Origin of the sequence: Actinomadura sp. 1N219 (assembly GCF_044326405.1) — a bacterium.
In the GTDB taxonomy this organism is placed as follows: Bacteria; Actinomycetota; Actinomycetes; order Streptosporangiales; family Streptosporangiaceae; genus Spirillospora.
In genome coordinates this window covers 383,009-402,394 of record NZ_JBIRAY010000002.1, presented here as the reverse complement: position 1 = coordinate 402,394, position 19,386 = coordinate 383,009, and the positions used below count along the sequence as shown (strand labels likewise).

16 protein-coding genes are annotated in these 19,386 nt (G+C 70.7%); 8 read left to right on the top strand and 8 right to left on the bottom strand.

Features of this window, described 5'->3' with window-relative positions; translation table 11 throughout:
• Positions 1-282 precede the first annotated feature (282 nt).
• The 3 genes from ACH35V_RS10605 to ACH35V_RS10595 all read left to right on the top strand — a co-directional run bounded on the left by ACH35V_RS10605 (position 283) and on the right by ACH35V_RS10595 (position 4,243).
• Complete coding sequence (locus tag ACH35V_RS10605) at positions 283-879, top strand: regulatory protein RecX (RefSeq protein WP_395971662.1); 597 nt, start codon at positions 283-285, stop codon at positions 877-879.
• A gap of 352 nt (positions 880-1,231) precedes the next feature.
• Entirely contained in the window at positions 1,232-2,803 is a 1,572-nt protein-coding gene (gene rny, locus ACH35V_RS10600; protein ID WP_395971661.1) for a ribonuclease Y, read from the top strand.
• Positions 2,804-3,007: 204 nt separating this feature from the next.
• Entirely contained in the window at positions 3,008-4,243 is a 1,236-nt protein-coding gene (locus tag ACH35V_RS10595; RefSeq protein WP_395971660.1) for a glycerophosphodiester phosphodiesterase family protein, read from the top strand.
• A 7-nt stretch (positions 4,244-4,250) separates the two neighbouring features.
• Here ACH35V_RS10595 and ACH35V_RS10590 read toward each other — a convergent pair whose 3' ends face one another.
• From ACH35V_RS10590 to ACH35V_RS10570, 5 genes are all read right to left on the bottom strand, one after another.
• Positions 4,251-6,362, bottom strand: a complete 2,112-nt coding sequence (locus ACH35V_RS10590) for a prolyl oligopeptidase family serine peptidase (protein ID WP_395971659.1) — start codon at positions 6,360-6,362, stop codon at positions 4,251-4,253.
• Between the two features lie 222 nt (positions 6,363-6,584).
• Entirely contained in the window at positions 6,585-7,586 is a 1,002-nt protein-coding gene (locus ACH35V_RS10585; RefSeq protein WP_395971658.1) for an amino acid ABC transporter permease, read from the bottom strand.
• On the bottom strand, positions 7,583-8,266 hold the full coding sequence (locus ACH35V_RS10580; protein ID WP_395971657.1) for an amino acid ABC transporter permease: 684 nt from the start codon (positions 8,264-8,266) through the stop codon (positions 7,583-7,585). Before ACH35V_RS10580 ends, ACH35V_RS10585 begins: the two co-directional genes overlap by 4 nt.
• A gap of 137 nt (positions 8,267-8,403) precedes the next feature.
• On the bottom strand, positions 8,404-9,273 hold the full coding sequence (locus tag ACH35V_RS10575; protein ID WP_395971656.1) for a glutamate ABC transporter substrate-binding protein: 870 nt from the start codon (positions 9,271-9,273) through the stop codon (positions 8,404-8,406).
• A gap of 106 nt (positions 9,274-9,379) precedes the next feature.
• The gene (locus ACH35V_RS10570) at positions 9,380-10,102 is read right to left on the bottom strand and encodes an amino acid ABC transporter ATP-binding protein (protein WP_243719467.1); all 723 of its coding nucleotides are present in this window, start codon (positions 10,100-10,102) and stop codon (positions 9,380-9,382) included.
• Positions 10,103-10,395: 293 nt separating this feature from the next.
• Here ACH35V_RS10570 and miaB point away from each other — a divergent pair, with 293 nt between their 5' ends.
• Together miaB and ACH35V_RS10560 are read left to right on the top strand one after the other, a co-directional pair.
• Positions 10,396-11,937, top strand: coding sequence for a tRNA (N6-isopentenyl adenosine(37)-C2)-methylthiotransferase MiaB (miaB, locus tag ACH35V_RS10565; RefSeq protein ID WP_395971655.1), 1,542 nt, complete (start codon positions 10,396-10,398; stop codon positions 11,935-11,937).
• A 53-nt stretch (positions 11,938-11,990) separates the two neighbouring features.
• The gene (locus tag ACH35V_RS10560) at positions 11,991-12,794 is read left to right on the top strand and encodes a hypothetical protein (protein ID WP_395971654.1); all 804 of its coding nucleotides are present in this window, start codon (positions 11,991-11,993) and stop codon (positions 12,792-12,794) included.
• An 11-nt stretch (positions 12,795-12,805) separates the two neighbouring features.
• Here ACH35V_RS10560 and ACH35V_RS10555 read toward each other — a convergent pair whose 3' ends face one another.
• Entirely contained in the window at positions 12,806-13,024 is a 219-nt protein-coding gene (locus ACH35V_RS10555) for an antitoxin (RefSeq protein ID WP_395971653.1), read from the bottom strand.
• Between the two features lie 118 nt (positions 13,025-13,142).
• Between ACH35V_RS10555 and miaA the strand changes: the two genes are divergently transcribed.
• Both miaA and dapF read left to right on the top strand, forming a co-directional pair.
• On the top strand, positions 13,143-14,033 hold the full coding sequence (miaA, locus tag ACH35V_RS10550; RefSeq protein ID WP_395972039.1) for a tRNA (adenosine(37)-N6)-dimethylallyltransferase MiaA: 891 nt from the start codon (positions 13,143-13,145) through the stop codon (positions 14,031-14,033).
• A 53-nt stretch (positions 14,034-14,086) separates the two neighbouring features.
• Complete coding sequence (dapF, locus tag ACH35V_RS10545) at positions 14,087-14,950, top strand: diaminopimelate epimerase (protein WP_395971652.1); 864 nt, start codon at positions 14,087-14,089, stop codon at positions 14,948-14,950.
• Positions 14,951-15,247: 297 nt separating this feature from the next.
• On the opposite strand, the gene ACH35V_RS10540 is transcribed toward dapF, so the two are convergent.
• The gene (locus ACH35V_RS10540; protein WP_395971651.1) at positions 15,248-17,212 is read right to left on the bottom strand and encodes a histidine kinase; all 1,965 of its coding nucleotides are present in this window, start codon (positions 17,210-17,212) and stop codon (positions 15,248-15,250) included.
• Between the two features lie 387 nt (positions 17,213-17,599).
• Positions 17,600-18,211, bottom strand: a complete 612-nt coding sequence (locus tag ACH35V_RS10535) for a TetR/AcrR family transcriptional regulator (RefSeq protein WP_395971650.1) — start codon at positions 18,209-18,211, stop codon at positions 17,600-17,602.
• A 101-nt stretch (positions 18,212-18,312) separates the two neighbouring features.
• On the opposite strand from ACH35V_RS10535, the gene ACH35V_RS10530 reads away from it, so the two are divergent.
• Positions 18,313-19,326: a hypothetical protein gene (locus tag ACH35V_RS10530; RefSeq protein ID WP_395971649.1), complete on the top strand. Its 1,014-nt coding sequence runs from the start codon at positions 18,313-18,315 to the stop codon at positions 19,324-19,326.
• Positions 19,327-19,386 lie beyond the last annotated feature (60 nt).

The following is a 19,386-nucleotide window of genomic DNA, read 5'->3' as shown; positions in this document are numbered from 1 at the left end:
CGGTCGCTACCGTGCGTCCGGCCGTTGCCGTGCGCTCGGCGGCAACCACCCGTCCGGTGGGGTCCGCGCGGAGCAATGACCTCAGACCCAATGGGCCGGGACGTGTGAGCGGGTCATCGTGGGATGCGCAGACCTCAGACCGTAGGAGCGGGGCCGCACGAGCGGGCTGTACGGCACGACCGTAGCTGTACGGCACGACCGTAGGAGTGGGGGCCGATGAGCAGGGGCCGTGTGACCGGGGCATCGTGGGGCGAAGCAGGTGGAGCGGGCGAAGCGGGCAGGGTGGGCGAAGCGTCAGGTGCAGGGAAGGGCGGTGCTGGTAGGGGCGGTGCCGGGGAGGGCGGTGCTGGTAAGGGCGGTGGGGGACGCGGCTCGGACCCTGAAGGCGCGGCGCGGGAGATATGCCTCCGCATGCTGTCGGGGTCCCCGCGTACTCGGGCGCAGCTCGCGTACGCGCTGCGGCGCAAGAACATCCCCGACGACGTCGCCGAACGGGTGCTCGGGCGTTTCGGCGACGTGGGCCTCATCGACGACGAGGCGTTCGCGCAGGCGTGGGTCCAGTCCAGGCACACCGGCCGCGGCCTCGCCAAACGCGCCCTGGCGGCCGAGCTCCGCCGGCGCGGCGTCGCCGACGAGACCGTCAAGGACGCCGTCGAAACGCTGGACCCCGCTCAAGAAGAACAGACCGCCCGTGCGCTCGTCGTCCGGAAGCTCCCGTCCACGGCAGGGGTCGAGCCCGCCAAGCGCATGCGCCGCCTCGTGGGCATGCTCGCCCGCAAGGGCTACTCGCCCGGCCTCTCCTACCGGATCGTGAGAGAGGCACTGGCCGAGGAGGGCACCGACCCGGAAGCGCTCCCCGACGACCTGCCCCTCGACTGACGAGGAGAGGACGGCAATTGGCACAGTCAGGAACGTGGTAAGGGAGGACTCACGTTGACGTTCGGTTAGTCCGGAATGCCCCGCGTTTGCTTGCTCATTACCTCCATGCCGCTTACCGTTACGGCAGTGAGGAGTTACTCCGCGTCTCGCGGATTGTCATACGACCGAGCACGTTCCAGCAGCTGAGAGGCATAAAGGACACGTTCGTCGACCGGATTCGGCCTGGTCATCGGCGGCGCGCCGTGCGCGGCCCGGCGATGGCGCGTATCCGGCCGTCCGCTGGACGCGAGTAAATCCTCGCTAGGCAGGGTCCCGACTCCGGACGGACCCGCGGCGAGGAAGGATCTGCCTCATGGAGAGCGTCCTGCTGGGTGCAGCGCTGCTGGTGGCCCTGGTCGCTCTCGTGATCGTCGTGCTGCGGCGGCCGGGCATGCCCGGCAAGGCCGCGGCGGATATCGCCCGGGCGCGGAGCGAGGGCGACGAGATCAGGGCGCAGGCCGAGCAGAACGCCAACGCCGTCCTGGAGCAGGCCGAGCGGGAGGCGCAGCGGATCGCGTCGGAGGCCCGCGCGGAGGTCGAGGAGGAGGGCCGGTCCCTCCGGGACGACCTGCGGACCGTCCGGGAAGATCTCGAACGCCGGGAGGCGCGGCTCGCGGAGCGGGAGCAGCGCCTGGACGGTGAGGTGCGGCGGCTTGAGGAGTGGTCCGGACGCCTCGCCGAGACGAAGAAGGCGCTGGAGGCCCGCAAGGAGGAGCTCGCCGGCGTCGAGGACGAGCGGCGCAGGATCCTGGAACAGGCCGCCGGGCTCACCGCCGAGCAGGCCAAGGCCGAACTGGTCACGGCGGTCGAGAACCAGGCGAAGCGGGAGTCCATCCCGATCGTCCGGGAGATCGAGAACACGGCGCGGGCGGAGGGCGAGAAGCGCGCCCGCAAGATCGTGACGCTTGCGATCCAGCGGGTCGCGAGCGAGCAGACCGCCGAGTCGGTGGTCTCGGTGCTGCACCTGCCAAGCGACGAGATGAAGGGCCGCATCATCGGGCGCGAGGGCCGCAACATCCGCGCGTTCGAGACCACGACGGGCGTGAACCTGATCATCGACGACACGCCGGAGGCGGTGCTGCTGAGCTGCTTCGACCCGGTGCGCCGCGAGGTCGGGCGGCTGACGCTGGAGAAGCTCGTCCTGGACGGCCGGATCCACCCGCAGCGCATCGAGGAGATCTACGAGCGCAGCAAGAGCGACGTGGAGCAGCTGTGCGTGCGCGCCGGCGAGGACGCGCTCGTCGACGTCGGCATCGCCGACATGCACCCCGAGCTCATCGCCCTCCTCGGCCAGCTGCGGTACCGGACGTCCTACGGGCAGAACGTGCTGAAGCACCTGATCGAGTCCGCGCACATCGCGGGCATCATGGCGAGCGAGCTGCGGCTGCCGGTGGAGATCGCGAAGCGGTGCACGCTGCTGCACGACATCGGCAAGGCGCTGACCCACGAGGTCGAGGGCAGCCACGCGCTGATCGGCGCCGAGATCGCGCGCCGGTACGGCGAGCACGAGGACGTCGTGCACGCCATCGAGGCGCACCACAACGAGGTCGAGGTCCGGACGGTCGAGGCGGTCCTCACCCAGGCCGCCGACGCGATCAGCGGCAGCCGCCCCGGAGCGCGCCGGGAGTCGCTGGAGGCGTACGTCAAGCGCCTCGAACGGCTGGAGCAGATCGCGCGCGACAAGCACGAGGGCGTCGAGAAGGTCTTCGCCATGCAGGCCGGACGAGAGATCCGCGTGATGGTCAAGCCCGACTCCGTCGACGACATCCAGGCGCAGGTCATCGCCCGCGACATCGCCAAGCAGGTCGAGGACGAGCTGACGTACCCGGGCCAGATCCGCGTCACCGTCGTCCGCGAGTCCCGCGCCATCGAATTCGCCCGCTGACCCCGTCCCGTCCCATCTCCCCGCTGATCCGTCCCGTCTCATCGAGCCGGAACCGAGCCCGGCCCGGGCGATGGCCGCTGGTCGGAACCGGTGCGCGCGGACGGCGCGGGCGGACGGACAGTTGGGGGGATGTTCAGCGCCAGGTCGGGTTCCTGACAGCCGGGACCGTGATGATCAGGTCGTCCACCTGCGGAAGGATGATTTGTGAACAGGGTCCCCATGCTTGCGGGCGGCACCGTCGTGGCCGCCGCCCTCGCTTTCACCGGTAGCGCTCAGGCCGCACCGGACCGCGCCGGCGGGAAGCGGGGCGATGCCGTGGTCGTCGGTCACCGGGGTTCGCCCGGTCAGGCGCCGGAGGAGACGCTCGCCTCCTACCGCAACGCGCTCCGGGACGGTGCGGACGTGCTGGAGGGCGACGTCCAGCTCACCTCGGACAAGCAGATCGTCTTGCTGCACGACGACACGCTCGCCAGGACGACGAACGCGGAGGAGGTCTATCCCGACCGGGCGCCGTGGACGGTCGGGCAGTTCACGCTGGCCGAGATCAAGCGGCTGGACGCCGGGTCATGGTTCGACTCGCGGTATGCGGGTCAGCGCGTCCCGGCGCTGAAGGAACTCCTGGCGGCCGCCGGGCGCCGGACGGGCCTCAGCCTGGAAATGAAGGCGCCCGCGAACAGCCCCGGCGTGGCGACCCTGCTCGCCGAGGAGCTGAACGCGGCCCGGCTCACGGACGGGGCAACGCTGCCGTCGGGCGCGTACCGGGTGCAGGTCCACTCCCGCGACCAGGCGGCGCTCAAGGAGTTCCACGCGTCCGCGCCGAAGGTGCAGCTCTCCTACCTGACGGGCGGGAAGATGCTCGGCGACGACGAACTCGCCGGACTGGCGGGCTGGACGATCGCGGTCTACGCCCACCCCCGGGTGACCAGCGCGGCCGACATCGGACGGGCGCGGGCCAAGGGCCTGAAGGTGATCAGCGATCCGGTGGACAGTCCCGCGGAGATCGCGATGGCGGTGCATCAGGGCTATGACTGGGTCACGTCGAACTTTCCCGCCACGGTGGAGCGGGTCCTCCAGCACAGGACGCCGTTCCCGGCGGCGAACGGCGTCGTCGTGGACAGCGTCTTCCCCAACCCGAGCGGCGACGACGTCCAGCCGGAGAACAGCGAGCATGTGGTGCTGCGCAACACCACGTCCCGGCCGGTCAACGTGAGCGGCGGCTACCTGCGCGACCAGGCGGGCAACCTGATGAGGATCGGCAGCGGGTACGTGGTCGGGCCGGGCAGCCTGCTGCGCGTGCACGTCGGGCCTGGGACGAACCGTCCCGACGCCTACCACAACGGCCTCACGACGGGCTTCCTGAACAACACCTCCGGCGACACGGTGTCGTTCTTCGCGGCCGACCACTCCCTGCTCGACATCGGCTCCTACATCGTCCCGTGACGGCCGGCTAGCCGACGGTCAGGTCGATCGGCAGGACGCCGCGGGGCTCGAAGCCGAGGGTCTGCCCGTAGAAGGCCAGCTCCGACTCCAGGCAGCGGATGACGGTGTCGGCGCGCCGGAACCCGTGCGACTCGCCCTCGAACGTCAGGTACGCGTACGGCATCTTCTTCGCCGCGAGCGCCACCGCGAAGCGTTCGGACTGGTCCGGCGGCACCACCGGGTCGTTCACGCCCTGCAGCAGCAGGACGGGGCACGCCGTCCTGTCGGCGTGGTTCAGCGGCGACCGCTCCTCGTAGGCGCGCTCGAAGCCGGGCAGCGGGCCGATCAGCCCGAACAGGTACCGCGACTCGAAGTCGTGCGTGGCCTTGACGAAGCTCTGCAGGTCGCTGATCCCGTAGTAGGACGTGGCGGCCTTGAACACGTCCGTCTGGGTGATGGTGGAGAGCGTCGTCCAGCCGCCCGCGGAGCCGCCGCGGATGGCGAGGCGGGCCGGGTCGGCGATGCCGCCGTCCACGAGGGCCCGCGCGGCGGCGACGGCGTCCTCCACGTCCACGATGCCCCACTGGCGGCGCAGCCGCTCGCGGTAGGCGCGGCCGTAGCCGGTGGACCCGCCGTAGTTGACGTCGATGACGCCGATGCCGCGGCTGGTGAAGAACGCCCGCTCCAGGTCGAGCACCGTGGAGACGCGTCCGGTCGGCCCGCCGTGCACGAACACGACGTACGGCGGCAGCTCGCCCTCCGGCGCGGCCGCCTCCGGGTTGGTCGGCGGGTAGATGTAGGCGTGGACGGGACGTCCGAACGGCCCGTCCAGGCGCTCGGCGCGCGGCCTGGACAGGTACGCGACGTCGGGCAGCTCGGCCAGCTCCCTGCGCAGCCCCTCGACGCGTCCGGTGGTGGTGTCGACCCGGACGACGGACGTCGGCAGGTCGGGACCGCCCGCAATGCCGACGATCGTCGTCCCGTCCGTGGACAGCTGCGTCTGCCAGTGCTCGTAGGGGACCTCCAGGTCGACGAGCTCCAGCGTTTCGGGGTCGTAGACGCCGAGACGCAGGTTCCCCTCGCCGTGCAGGACGGCGAGACGGCCGTCGCCGAGCAGCGCGTAGGGCATGCCGCCGAGCTGCCACAGCGGCCCGGCGAACTCCTCCTCCGCCGGATACAGCGCCTGCGGCGACTCGCCGTGCAGGCCGACCTGGTAGATGTTCCACCAGCCCGGCCAGTCGGAGATGACGTACAGGGACTGGTCGTCGCGCCACACCGGCGCGAGCGCCGACTCGGTGAGCCCGCCCTTGACGGTGCGGGGCGCGACCGTCGCGCCGTTCTCGATCGCCGCCACGCGCACTTCGGTGCCGTCCCACGGCATGCGCGGGTGGTTCCACTGCACCCAGGCCAGGTGACCGCCGCTCGGGGACGGCGAGGGGGAGGCGTAGAAGTCGGCGCCGGTGACCAGCTCGCGGATGGCGCCCGCGTCCTCGGCGGCGCTGCCGTCGAGGGGGACGGCGACGATCGCTCGCCTGATGCCCAGGGTGGCGGGCTTGTCGTCCGCGCCGCTCTGCGCCCCCGCGCCCTCAACCGTCCCGGCGTCGCCCGCGCCCGCGCTCGTGTCTGCGCCCGCATCCGTGCCCGCATCCGTGCCGGCGCTCGCGGTCTCCGGCGTTTCCTGGGGGGCGGCGATGTGGCCCTCGCAGACGCACCAGATCTCCGTCCCGTCAGGGGACAGCACGAAGTCGGCGTACCTCAGCCCCGCCGGGACGGCCGGCTCGGGAGTCAGCGGATACGGCTTCGGGTCGCCCTCGTCGAGCCGGTGGAGCCGCTGGTCCTCGTAGTTGGCGAACACGATCGACAGCCCGCCGGCCTCGCCGCGCACCGTCAGGTACGACTGCCCGCCGTACTCGTGGACGCGCGTACGCGCGTCCCACGGGGCCTGCAGCAGTTCGGTGCGGTGACCGCCCTTGAGGTGGATGACCGTTGTCCGCCCGCCCTCCTCGGGCCGCGTCTCCTGCCACCAGACGTCGTTGCCCGCGACGGTGGGAAAGCTGAGGCGCAGCCGGGCGCGGGCGACATCGGCCGCGGAGATGGGAGAAGGCCAGGAGCCGTAAGGGAGGGTCGCACGAGCGGTCATACCAGGAATCGTCCCGCATACGGGGACGGGTTGGGGCCATGACGGGCCGTTTGAACTCGGAAAGATACCTGCAGGCCACCAGGGGACCCACGGGAAACACCGATGTCCGCGGCCTGCTCGTCCTGAACGTCCATCGGAGCCCCGTATACCGCGGAGCAACCCCGCCGAAACGGCGAGGGGCGCCGCCGGCATCGGCGGCGCCCCTCACGGCGGAAACGCGGGTCAGGCAGCGGGCGGGGCCGCGCCGCCGGCGGACGCCGACATGCCGGGGGCGGGTGGAACCCCGACTTCGCCGCCCATCGTCTTGGCGGACGTCTTGCGGCTGCGGCGGCTGCGGGCCTCCAGCCAGGTGGCGACCCGGCTCACGGCCATGTTGAGCGCGATGTAGATCACCGCGACCACGATGCCCGCCTGGATCTTGTTGTTGTGGAAGTTGGCGGGCACCTCCCGGAAGCCGGCGGAGAGCAGCTCGGAGTAGGCGATGATGAAGCCGAGCGCGGTGTCCTTGAGCAGGACGACGAGCTGGCTCACGATCGCCGGCATCATCACCGTGACCGCCTGCGGCAGCAGGACGAGCCGCATCACGCCGTTCTTGCGGAGGCCGACGGAGTACGCGGCCTCCGACTGGCCCTTCGGGATCGACTGGACGCCCGCGCGCACGACCTCGGCCAGCACCGAGCCGTTGTACATCGTCAGGCCGAAGACCACGGCGGCGAACGCCGGCACGGTGATGGTCCCGGCGTTGATCTCCACGCCGAAGATCGAGAAGAAGTTGTCCACCAGCACGCGCTGGAAGGTGCCGAACTGCGACTCGGCGATGCTCGGGCTGATCTTGTTCGGGATGAAGAACGCCAGGAAGATCAGGATCAGCAGCGGGATCGCGCGGAAGAACTCCACGACGGCGCCCGCGGGGATCCGGATCCACCAGTGGTCCGACAGCCGGGCGAGGCCGAACACCACGCCGAACAGCATCGCCAGCACCGAGGCCACGGCCGCGGCCTTCAGCGTGTTCCACAGGCCGGGCAGGATCAGCTTGTCCCACACCTGCCATTCGGTGAACGGGCTCCAGAGCTCGCCCGCGAACTGGCCCTTCTGGTCGAAACGCCAGATGAACGCGGCGAGGATCGCCAGCAGGACGATGGACGTCACGACGGCCACGATCCTGTTGCGCGCGCGGGCACGCGGCCCCGGGACGTCGAACAGGACGGTCGCTTCGTTGCTCATCGTGCCACCGCCATCCGCTTGTGCAGCCACCCGAAGAAGAACCCGGTCGGCAACGTGAGGATCATGAAGCCGATGGCCACCCCGATGAACAGCGGAAGCGCCCCGCTGGTGAACGAGGGCAGGTCAAGCAGGTTCTTCGTGACCGCCGCGGCCTCGCCGTAGCTGGCGGCGGAGGCGACGGTCGTGTTCTTGATCATGGCGATGAGGACGCTGCCGAGCGGCGCGATGACCGAGCGGAACGCCTGCGGCAGGATGATGATCCGCAGGGACTGGGTGAAGGTCAGCCCGATCGAGCGGGCCGCCTCGGCCTGTCCCAGCGGGACCGTGTTGATCCCCGCGCGCAGCGACTCGCCGACGAACGCCCCGGTGTACCCGGAGAGGCCGAGGACCGCCCACCAGTAGTAGGTGGTGCCCGCGTCGTCGGAGAAGGTCAGCGCCAGCACGTCGTTGAGACCGAGGCTGCACATCAGCAGCACCAGCGTCAGGGGGGTGTTGCGCACGACGTTGACGTAGGCGGTGCCGAGGACGCGCAGCAGGGGGACCGGGGCGACCCGGAAGCTGACCAGGATCGTGCCGATCAGGAGGGAGAGGACCGCGGAGACGGCGGCCAGCCGCACGGTGCCCCAGAACCCGTTGAGGATCTCGTCGAAGTTGTCGAAGAACGGGCCGAAGTCAAACATTGCTTAGCTGTTCCATGGCGTTCCAGCGGGTCAGGCCACACCAATGCCACTCGCCGGGAATAGCGTGCGGTTCCCGGCGAGTGCACTGGCGTGACGGCTAGCCTCGGATCGGGCGGCGGATCAGGCGCGGCCTACGATCAGGCGCAGCCTTCCATCTGCGGGACGGTCGTGACGAGCTTCAGCCCGGTGCCGGCGAAGTGCTTCTCCAGCATGGTCTTGGCGGTGCCGTCGGAGTACATCTGGGTGACCGCCTTGTTCACGGCCTCGCAGGTCTCCTTGTCGCCCTTCTTGATGCCGATGCCGTACTTCTCGTCGGTGAAGGGGTCGTTGATGACCTTGAACTTGCCCTTCTGCTGGTTGGCGAAGCCCGCGAGGATCAGGTCGTCGGTGCTGACCGCGTCCAGCGCGCCCGACTGGAGCTTGGCGACGCAGTCGGAGTAGCTCTGGGCGTCCACGAGCTCGACGCCCTTGATGTCGAGCTTGCCGTCCGGCGGCGGCTCGGTGATGCGGCGGAACGAGTTGGACCCGGCCGCCTTGCAGAGCTTCTTGCCCTTGAGGTCCTTGGCCGTCTTGACGTCGGTGTTGCCGGCGTCGACCATCGTGTCCTGGTGCGCCACGTAGTACGGGCCGCCGAAGGTCACCTGGGCCTTGCGGGCCTCCGTGATGGAGTACGTGGCGAAGATCAGGTCGACCTGCCCGCCGCCGAGGAACGACTCGCGGTTCGCGGACGTCGTCTCCTTGAACGTGATCCCGCTCTCCGGGACGCCGAGCTGCTTCGCGACGTACTTGGCGACGTCCACGTCGAAGCCGTCGTAGGTGCCGTCCGGCTTCTTCAGCCCGAGGGCCGGCTGGTCGAACTTGATGCCGATGGTGAGTTTCTTGTCGTCCTTGGCCTTCTGGACGACGGTCTTGGCCTCGGTCTTCTCCGTGTCGCTGCCACACGCACCGAGCGCCAGTGACAGCGCCAACCCCGCCCCGATCAGGGCGCCGAAACGACGTACTCGCATTTCTCGTCCTACCTCTGCTCTCTGCCGGTGACCGCGGCCGGTGCATCATCGCCGTCCTGCGGCCGGATGATCCAGACCCGTGCGGACACGCCGGAACGAAACCGATTCAGTGCGTGAGGATCTTGGAAAGGAAGTCTTTGGCGCGCTCGGTGCGCGCGTTGGTGAAGAACTCGTCGGGAGTGTTCTCCTCCACGATCTGTCCGTCCGCCATGAACACGACCTTCTGCGCCGCCCTCCGCGCGAAGCCCATCTCGTGCGTGACGACGATCATCGTCATGCCCTCGCGGGCCAGGCCGGTCATGACGTCGAGGACCTCGTTGACCATCTCCGGGTCCAGTGCCGAGGTGGGCTCGTCGAAGAGCATCACCTTGGGCCGCATCGCCAGGGAGCGCGCGATCGCGGCCCGCTGCTGCTGGCCGCCCGACAGCTGGGCGGGGTACTTGTGGGCCTGGTTGGCGATGCCGACCCGGTCCAGCAGCTCCATCGCGTGCTTCTCGGACTCCTGCTTCCCCTGCTTGCGGACCTTGATCGGCCCGAGCGTGACGTTGTCGAGGATCGTCTTGTGGGCGAACAGGTTGAACGACTGGAACACCATGCCCACGTCGGCGCGGAGCTTCGCCAGCTCCTTGCCCTCCTTCGGCAGCTCCTTGCCGTCCAGGAGGATCGTCCCGTCGTCGATGGGCTCCAGCCGGTTGATCGCCCTGCACAGGGTGGACTTCCCGCCGCCGGACGGGCCGATGACGACGACGACCTCCCCGGGGTCGACGGTGAGGTTGATGTCCTTGAGGACGTGCAGCTCGCCGAAGTGCTTGTTGACGTTCTCGACCACGACGAGAGGCCGGTCACCCGCGGCGGCCGGCTCGATGGGGTCCTCCGGCCCGTCCTTGGTGAGGTCGGGCCCGCCTTCGCTGTCCGTCATGCGCTCGGACTTTACGTCATCGGCAGCGGCGCGAAAGTCGCCGCGCGGTACCGATACGATCACGAATACCCATGTCGGACGGGGTTCTCGGTGGCACAGCGTGATCATCGGTGCTGGTCGGACGTGCGGGGTGACCGGGGCGATTACCGATTCCGTGATGTCGCGTCAGGCCCGTACCCTTGGTAACCGTCATGAGTGCGCCAATGGAGACGGCTGCCCGCACGTACGAGATCCGTACCTACGGGTGCCAGATGAACGTCCACGACTCGGAGCGCCTGTCCGGGCTCCTGGAGTCGGCCGGTTACGTGCGCGCCGGGGAAGCCGAACCCGACGTCGTCGTTTTCAACACGTGCGCGGTGCGCGAGAACGCCGACAACCGGCTCTACGGCAACCTGGGGCATCTGCGTCCCGTCAAGGACGGTCATCCCGGCATGCAGATCGCCGTCGGCGGCTGCCTCGCGCAGAAGGACCGCGACACCATCGTCAAGCGCGCCCCCTGGGTGGACGTGGTGTTCGGCACCCACAACATCGGGTCGCTGCCCGCGCTGCTGGAGCGGGCCCGGGTCCAGGACGAGGCGCAGGTCGAGATCGAAGAGTCGCTGGTGACGTTCCCGTCGACGCTGCCGACGCGCCGGGAGTCCCCGTACGCGGCCTGGGTGTCGATCTCCGTCGGGTGCAACAACACGTGCACGTTCTGCATCGTCCCGGCGCTGCGCGGCAAGGAGAAGGACCGCCGTCCCGGTGAGGTCCTCGCCGAGGTCGAGGCGCTGGTCGCCGACGGCGTCCTGGAGATCACGCTGCTCGGCCAGAACGTCAACGCCTACGGCTCGGGGTTCGGGGCCCTGGCGGACGCGCCGGACGAGGTTCGTTCGATGACGTCCGGTGGGCAGTCCGCGTTCGCGGGGCTGCTGCGGGCGTGCGGCGGCGTGGCGGGGCTGGAGCGCGTCCGGTTCACCTCGCCGCACCCCAAGGACTTCACCGACGACGTCATCGCCGCCATGGCCGAGACGCCGAACGTGACCCCGTCGCTGCACATGCCGCTGCAGTCCGGGTCGGACGCGGTGCTGCGCGCGATGCGCCGCTCGTACCGGCAGGAGCGCTACCTCGGCATCATCGAGAAGGTCCGGGCCGCGATCCCGGACGCGGCGATCACGACCGACATCATCGTGGGCTTCCCCGGCGAGACCGACGCCGACTTCGAGGAGACGCTGCACGTGGTGCGGGAGGCGCGGTTCGCGTCGGCGTTCACGTTCCAGTACTCCAAGCGTCCCGGCACCCCGGCCGCGACCATGGACGGGCAGCTGCCGAAGGAGATCGTCCAGGAGCGGTACGAGCGGCTCGTCGCAGTCCAGGAGGAGATCTCCTGGGCGGAGAACAAGAAGCAGCTCGGCCGGACGCTGGAGGTCCTGGTCGCCGAGGGCGAGGGCCGCAAGGACCGGGCGACGCGGCGGTTGTCGGGCCGCGCGGCCGACAACCGGCTGGTGCATTTCAGCGCACCGGACGAGCCGGTCCGTCCCGGCGACATGGTCGCCGTCGAGGTCACCTACGCCGCGCCGCACCATCTGGTCGCGGACAAGCCGGTGCTGGACGTCCGCCGGACGCGCGCCGGCGACGCCTGGGAGGCACGCCAGGGGCAGGGTGAGGGCCCGAAGGGTGTTTCGCTCGGAATGCCGTCTATCGGACGTCCGGCCGACGTTCTGGGCGTGGCCGACTCGCCCGCGACGGGCTGCTCGACCCGCCTCTGACCTCGGGCATGATCGGGGGTGTTCCCCGTTGAGGCCCCGTTCCAGGAGGCAGCGTGCTCGTATCGGCCGCGGTGTGCCCGCATCCGCCCATCCTCGTGCCCGCGATGGCGGGGGAGGCGGCGCCGGAGCTCGACGCGCTGCGCGCCGCGTGCGACGAGGCCGTCCGGCCGCTGCTGGGCGGGGACGCGCTGATCGTGGTGGGCGGGGCGCCGGAGACGCGCCGGTACGGGCCGGACGCCTACGCGACGTTCCAGCCGTACGGCCTCGCCTGGACGAGCCCCGACGACCCCAAGGACGGAACCGAGGCCCTCCCGCTCTCCCTCAGCATGGGGCGCTGGCTTCTCGACCGGCAGGGCGCCGGCGGCGACGTCCGCTATCAGGACGTTCGCTATCAGGCGGTCGCGTTCGACGCTTCGCCGGCGGAATGCCTGGCCCTCGGACGCGACCTCGCCGAATCGGCCGGACGGGTCGCGCTGCTGGTGATGGGCGACGGGTCGGCATGCCGTTCTGAGAAGGCGCCCGGTTACCTCGACGAGCGTGCCGGTCCCTACGACGAGGCGGTGGCGCGGGCGCTCAAGGACGCCGACGCCGGCGCCCTCGCCGCGCTGGACCCCGAGCTCTCCCGGCAGGTCCAGGCGGCAGGGCGCGCGGCATGGCAGGTGCTCGCAGGCGCGCACGGCCCCGGCGCGGATGCGGCCCGCGCGGATGCGGCCCGCCCGGATGTCGCCCGCGCGGGTGCGGCCCGCGCCGATGAAGGCGGCGCGGGCCGGTTCACGGGGCGTCTCCTCGCCGACGAAGCACCGTACGGAGTGGGCTACTTCGTGGCGGGATGGTCACGTGCGCGTCAGGAGGGCTGACCGTCGCCTGGCTAGCCGCCCTCGTGGTGGCCGCCCTGCTGCCTGCCCTGCTCGCCGCCTTCGGCGCCGCGGTCGATGTGCTCGCCGGCCTTGTCCTGGGCCTTGTCGATCTTGTCGGAGTACTTGCCGCCCGTGCGCTCGTCGATCTTGTCCCCGGCCTTCTCCACGCCCTCGCGGGCCTTGTCGGGGTGCTGCCCGAGCATCTGCTTGACCTTGTCGACGATGGACATTGGAAAATCCCCCCGGATCCCTCGTCTCGTCGGCGGCGGCGCGCGAATCAGCGCGACACCCGTACAACCCGGCTATACCCGTTCTGTTGCCACAATTAAGCCTGTGACCTCACCAGATGTGATCGCCGTCGTCGGCGCGACCGCCGCCGGCAAGTCCGACCTCGCCGTGGAGCTGGCCCTGAGGCTGGGCGGGGAGGCGGTCAACGCCGACTCGATGCAGCTCTACCGCGGCATGGACATCGGCACGGCCAAACTTTCCCCGGACGAGATGCGCGGCGTCCCGCACCACCTCCTGGACGTCTGGGACGTGACCGTGACGGCGAGCGTCGCCGAGTACCAGCGGCTCGGCGCCGACGCGATCGCGGGAATCCGGGGGCGGGGGCGGCGGCCGGTGCTCGTCGGAGGGTCCGGCCTGTACGTGCGGGCCGCGCTCGACCAGCTCGAGTTCCCGGGGACGGACCCCGCCGTCCGGGCGCGCCTGGACGGGGAGCTGGCGGAGGTCGGGCCGGGCGCGCTGCACGTCCGGCTGCGCGGGCTCGACCCGGCGGCGGCGGAGGCGATCCTGCCGAGCAACGGGCGCCGCATCGTCCGAGCGCTGGAGGTGATCGAGATCTCCGGGCGCCCGTTCAGCGCGACCCTGCCCGAGCACCGGTACCGCTACGACTCGGTCGTCCAGATCGGGCTGCGCGTCCCCCGGGACGAGCTGGACGAGCGCATCGCCCTGCGGGTCGGGAGGATGTGGGACGCGGGGCTGGTCGACGAGGTGCGGGACCTGGAGAAGCGCGGCCTCCGGGACGGTCTCACCGCAGGACGCGCGCTCGGCTACGCGCAGGTGCTCAACTTCCTGGCGGGGGAGTGGACGGAGGAGCGGGCCCGGGAGGAGACCGTCCGGGCGACGCGGCGGTTCGCCCGGCGGCAGGAGTCGTGGTTCCGGCGTGATCCGCGCGTCCAGTGGCTTCCCTACGACGCCTCTGACCTGGTGGATCGCGCGCTGGCCCTGGTCGGCTGAGGCGAGTCCCGAACGGAGTCGTCCTGCTTCGGGACGGGCAATATGCTCGAAGAATGCGGTTCATCAAGGGGCACGGCACCGAGAACGACTTCGTGATCCTGCCCGATCCTGACGGCGTCCTGGACCTCGCACCGGACGCCGTGGCGCGGCTGTGCGACCGCCGCGCCGGGATCGGTGCGGACGGCGTCCTGCGGGTCGTCCGGACGAAAGCGGCAGGCCCCGGCGTGGAATCCGTCGCGGAGTCCGCCGGGGAGTCCTTCGCGGAGTCCTTCGCGGACGCCGAGTGGTTCATGGATTACCGCAACGCCGACGGGAGCCTGGCCGAGATGTGCGGCAACGGCCTGCGCGTCTTCGCCCGCTATCTGGTCGACGCGGGCCTGGCCGCGCCCGGCGAGTGGGACGTGGCGACCCGGGCGGGGCTGCGGCGCGTGACGCTCGGTGCGTCCGGGGACGTATGCGTCGAGATGGGCCAGGCCCAACTCCTCGGCCCCAGCGAGGCGTCCTTGGGCGGGACGGTGTACCAGGGCGAGCGTGTGTCCGTGGGGAATCCGCATCTGGCGTGTCGCGTCGACGGCCCGGTCACGGCGCTGGACCTGTGCCGCGCCCCCGGCTTCGACCCCGCCGTCTTCCCGGACGGGGTGAACGTCGAGTTCTTCCGCTTCGTCGGGGAGCGGCACGTGGAGATGCGGGTGTACGAGCGCGGCTCCGGCGAGACCCGCTCCTGCGGGACCGGGACGGTCGCGGTCGCCGCTGCCGCTGCGGCGTCCCAGGGAACGATCGGAGCGTCCGGGACGTCTGACTGGACGGTGGACGTTCCCGGTGGTCGGGTCAGCGTCTCCCTCGACGGACAGGCCGCCCGCCTGACGGGTCCGGCGGTCCTGGTCGCCGAGGGTGAGGCATGGCCCGGTTGGATCTAATGGAATCCCCTTCTCACCAGGGGTGAACACGATCCGGCACCGTCCCGGCTCGAACGGGACAAGTGTCCCTCACCAACGGGACCTTCCGCCGCATAACTTCTTCTTTGCACACCCTCTGGTGAATGGCCCGTATGGACTGGGATGGGAGCCCCGGTGCCGTACGGAGCCCGAGGGCCGGTGGCGACCTTCTTGGCGGGGGGCGGTCACCGGCCCTCCCACCGGGTGGCACTTTTCAGCCCACCGGGTGGGCTATCTATGCGGCAGCGGTAGCAGTAGCGGCAGTGGTGGCGGTTCCGCCTACGGATGGACGCCGTTGACGGGAAGCCTGGCGCGGACGAGCGTCCCGCCCTGGGGGCCGGGCCCGACGGTGCACGATCCACCGAGTTCCGCCGCACGTTCCCGCATGGACGACATCCCGATCCCGGAACGCACCTGCGAGGGCAACCCCACTCCGTCGTCGTCGACGGTGACGTGCAGATCGCCGTTGAGATGCAGCCGCACCACCGCGGAGTCCGCCCTCGCGTGCCGGTGCACGTTGGTGAGCGCCTCCTGCACGATCCGGTACGCGGCGACCTCGGCGGCGGCCGGCAGACCCTTCAGGTCGCCGTCCACGTGGACGTCCACCTTCGGGCCGTCGCCGGTCGCGACGACGCCGCCCAGCGCCTGGATCGCGCCTTCGAGGCCCAGGTCGTCCAGTGCGGGCGGGCGCAGCCCGTAGACGAGGTCGCGGATGTCGCCGATGGTGCGGCCCATCGTCGCGCGCAGGTTCTCCAGCAGCGCGTCGACCGCCGCCGGGTCGGTCTTCAGCGTGATGCGCGCCGCGTCGACCGTCATCGCGAGGCTCGCCAGCGTCGGGCCGAGCCCGTCGTGCAGGTCGCGGCGCAGCCGCCGCCGCTCCTCCTCGCGCGTGCGCAGGATGCGCTCCCGGGACCGCTGGACGTCCGCGGACAGCCGCGCCGCGTTCGCCAGCTCGGCGAGGTTGCGGGCCAGGATGCCGGACAGGCGGGCGTCCGGCGTGCGGGTGACGCCGAACAGCAGCCGGCCCACCGGCTCCCCGTGCCAGACGAGCGGGATGAGCTGCGGACGGGTGCCGAGCACGCCGTCCTCCGCGGAGATCGTCCGGCCGTCGCGGTCCAGGACCTCGATCCTGGCGCCGGTGGCGTGCAGGGCCGAGCGCGCCACCTCGGCGGCCACGGCGAGCGCGGCGGCCGCGTCGGCGGCGGTCTGCAGCCGCCGGTTGAGCCGGTCGGCGATGCGGTACGGGTCGCGCTCGCCGTGGATGAACCCGTCCACGGTGCGCTGCAGGCGCCGCCGGACGGGCTCGAAGAATGCGCCCGCGACGATCGCGCCGGCGAGCCCGGCGATGGTGCCCTCGCCGTGCGCGAGCAGGCTCGCCGCGCCGACGAGCGCGAAGTAGACGCCGGTGATCACGACGACGAGCCCCGCGTACACCAGCGTCCGGCTGACCACGAGATCGATATCGTAGAGCCGGTAGCGGGTGATCGCGATGGCGATGCAGATCGGGACGGCGACGATCGTGATGTTGCGCAGCGGGTCCCCGATGGGGCCGTTCTCGCCGGCGTAGATGATCCCCTCGGCGAGCACGCCCGGGTACACGACCCAGCCGATCTGCCGCCGCACGTCCGGCGGCGCCTGGACGAACCGCACGGCCAGCGAGAACAGCGCCGCGGCGAGGGTGCCGACGATGATCGCGGTGATGGCCACGGGGATCTCGTCGAACGGGTAGACCGAGACGCCGTTGTGCCAGCGCCGCACGTCCGGGTCGATCGTCAGGTGGACGCACACGAGGACCGGGACGAGGCACGCGAGGAGGAGGACGGGCCGGAACCAGCGCGAGACCAGCCGGCCGTCCGGGAAGATCAGCGGCAGGACGAGCGTAAGGGCGTAGGTGTCAACGGCCCAGAGCCAGGTGGAGAGCCACTTGACGAACCCGGTTCCGGTCCAGTCGTGGAGCTCGAACCATGGGGCCGAATTGAGTGACAGGACGTACAGGGCGGCGGAGAAACCGGAGCCCAGCATGAGCCACGCGACCGTCAGCCCGCGTCTGTGCCGCACCAGGACCGCGCCGACCGGCGTCCACGCAAGTGCGACGAGGATCTCCGGGTGCCACCAGACCATCCGCCGGTCTTCGGGCAGCCGGGTGCCGATGTAGAGGGACGCGGCGACGAGGAGGACGGCCCCGAACGCGAGCGGGAACGCGACGCGGCCCGCTCCGCGGTCGTGTTCTGCCGTCTCCACCATGCGCTCCTCGGGGAAAAGTAATGGAATGTTAAAACGTCCTGTTCCCTGTCCTGCAGTCGTCTTGGCGTCCGCCTCAGGACACCGGGATCGGGGGCGGCCGAGGCCGTGGTCGTCGCGGTGCACTGTCGCGTGCCGTGATGGTAACCGCGGAATCCGGCGGTGAGAACGGAAGGCGCAGGTCAGAGTCGTCCGGCCGGAGGCGACGGTCGTCGCTCGCCGCCCCGTTCGCGGGCGTCCGGCGGGGTGCGCCGCAGGCGGCGGCTCTGAGCCCGCACCGGGGTCGGTTCCGGATCGCCGCCGACACTGTTCCAGGTCGGGCATATCCGGGCGACCGAAATAGCATGATTCGGATGCCCAAGCGTAGCCTTGGGTCGCGATCGCGGCGGGTCAGGCCGTCAGAGTCAACATGCTTTCGCGGCACAGCGCCCGCATGCCGCGCCGCAGTTCCTCGGGCGAGACGTCCTTGGTGAGGAGGCGCTGCAGGACGAAGCCGGGCAGGATCGCGAACAGGGTCTTGCCCGCGGCCACGACGTCGGTCTCGGGCGGGAGCAGCCCCGCGTCGACCAGGCGGCGCATGTAGCGCGTCCACGTCTCGCGGATGCCGGTGATGTTGTCGGCCATGTACGCGGCGATCTCCGGCTCGTGCATAGCGAGCGACCAGGCGGCGGGCGCGAGCCGGAGCGGGCCGTCCGGGCCGGACAGGCTGACGACCTTGGACGCGAACCGCTCGATCAACTCGTCCACGGGAAGTAGTGGATCGCTGTCGACCAGTCGGCGGAAGAACGCGTGGAGGTCGCCGACGACCGTCGAGATGTTGGCCTCGATGATCTCGTTCTTGCTCTTGTAGTAGCGGTAGACGGCACCGGCCGAGAGCCCGGACTCGGCGAAGATGTCCTGCATGGACGTCGCGTGGATGCCCTTGCGGATGAAGCAGACGCGGGCGGCGTCCAGGATCTGGCGGCGGCGGCGCTCCAGGTGCTCTTCGCTGACTCGCGGCATGCGGCTAATATAAAACGAACGTTCGTTTCTTGACAACTCCGGAATCTCGATGCGACGCTGGCGGCGGTAAAGAGAACGGACATTCGTTTTAGGAGCCGTCCATGCGGTCGTCCCTCGCTTCGCGCGCCGTCGGCGTCGCCGTCGCCGCCGCGCTGCTCCAGCTCATCATGATCATCGCGTTCTCCTGGCCGGCCGCGCGGGTGGCGCCGCGCGACGTCCCGATCGTCGTGACCGGCCCGCAGGCCGCCGCCGTCGCGGAACGGCTGGACCGCGAACGGCCCGGCGCGTTCGACGTCCGGACGGAACGCGACGAGGCCGCCGCACGCACGGCCCTCACCGACCGGAAGGCGTACGGCGCCGTCGTCACGACCCCGTCCGGCCCGAAGATCCTCACCGCCTCCGCCGCCTCCCCGGTCATAGCCCAGCAACTCAGCGCTTTGGCTCAACACCTCAACCCACCCGCATCGCCCGGCAGCGCGCCCGCCCAAGCTGGGAACTCGTCCGCGCCACTCGTGGAGGACGTTGTCGGGGCCGACTCTGATGACCCGCGCGGTGCCGGGTTCGGGGCACTCGCGCTGCCGCTGATCATGTCCGGGCTGGCCGCCGCGGTCCTGCTGACCTTCGCGATTCCCGCGGCCGCATGGCGCGCCGCCGGTGTGGTTCTGTTCGCTGCCCTGGGCGGGTTCGGTGTGGCGGGGATCGCGCAGGGCTGGCTGTCCTTGCTGCCCGGTTCCTATCTCGCGGTCGCCGGGGTGATGTCGCTGACCATCCTGGCCGTGACCGGCACGGTCGTCGGCCTGGCCGCCACGGTCGGACGGGCCGGGCTCGGTCTCGGTGCGTTGACGCTCCTGCTGATCGGCAACCCGCTGTCGGCCGCCAGTTCGGCGCCGGAGATGCTGCCGCAGCCGTGGGGCGAGATCGGCCAGTTCCTTCCGCCGGGGGCCGCGGTGACGCTGCTGCGGTCGACGGCGTTCTTCGACGGCGCGGGAGCCGCCGGGGCGGCGGGCATCCTGGCGGCGTGGGCCGCCGCAGGGTTCGTCCTCCTGGCGATCGGCGGGCTGCGCGGACGCGCCCGCGACGAGACCGTGCCGGATCGCGAACCCGCCCTCGCCTGACATCTGCCGTTTTCCCGCGCAGTGTGTGATCACTCAGTAGCATTCTGTGATTCTTCTGGG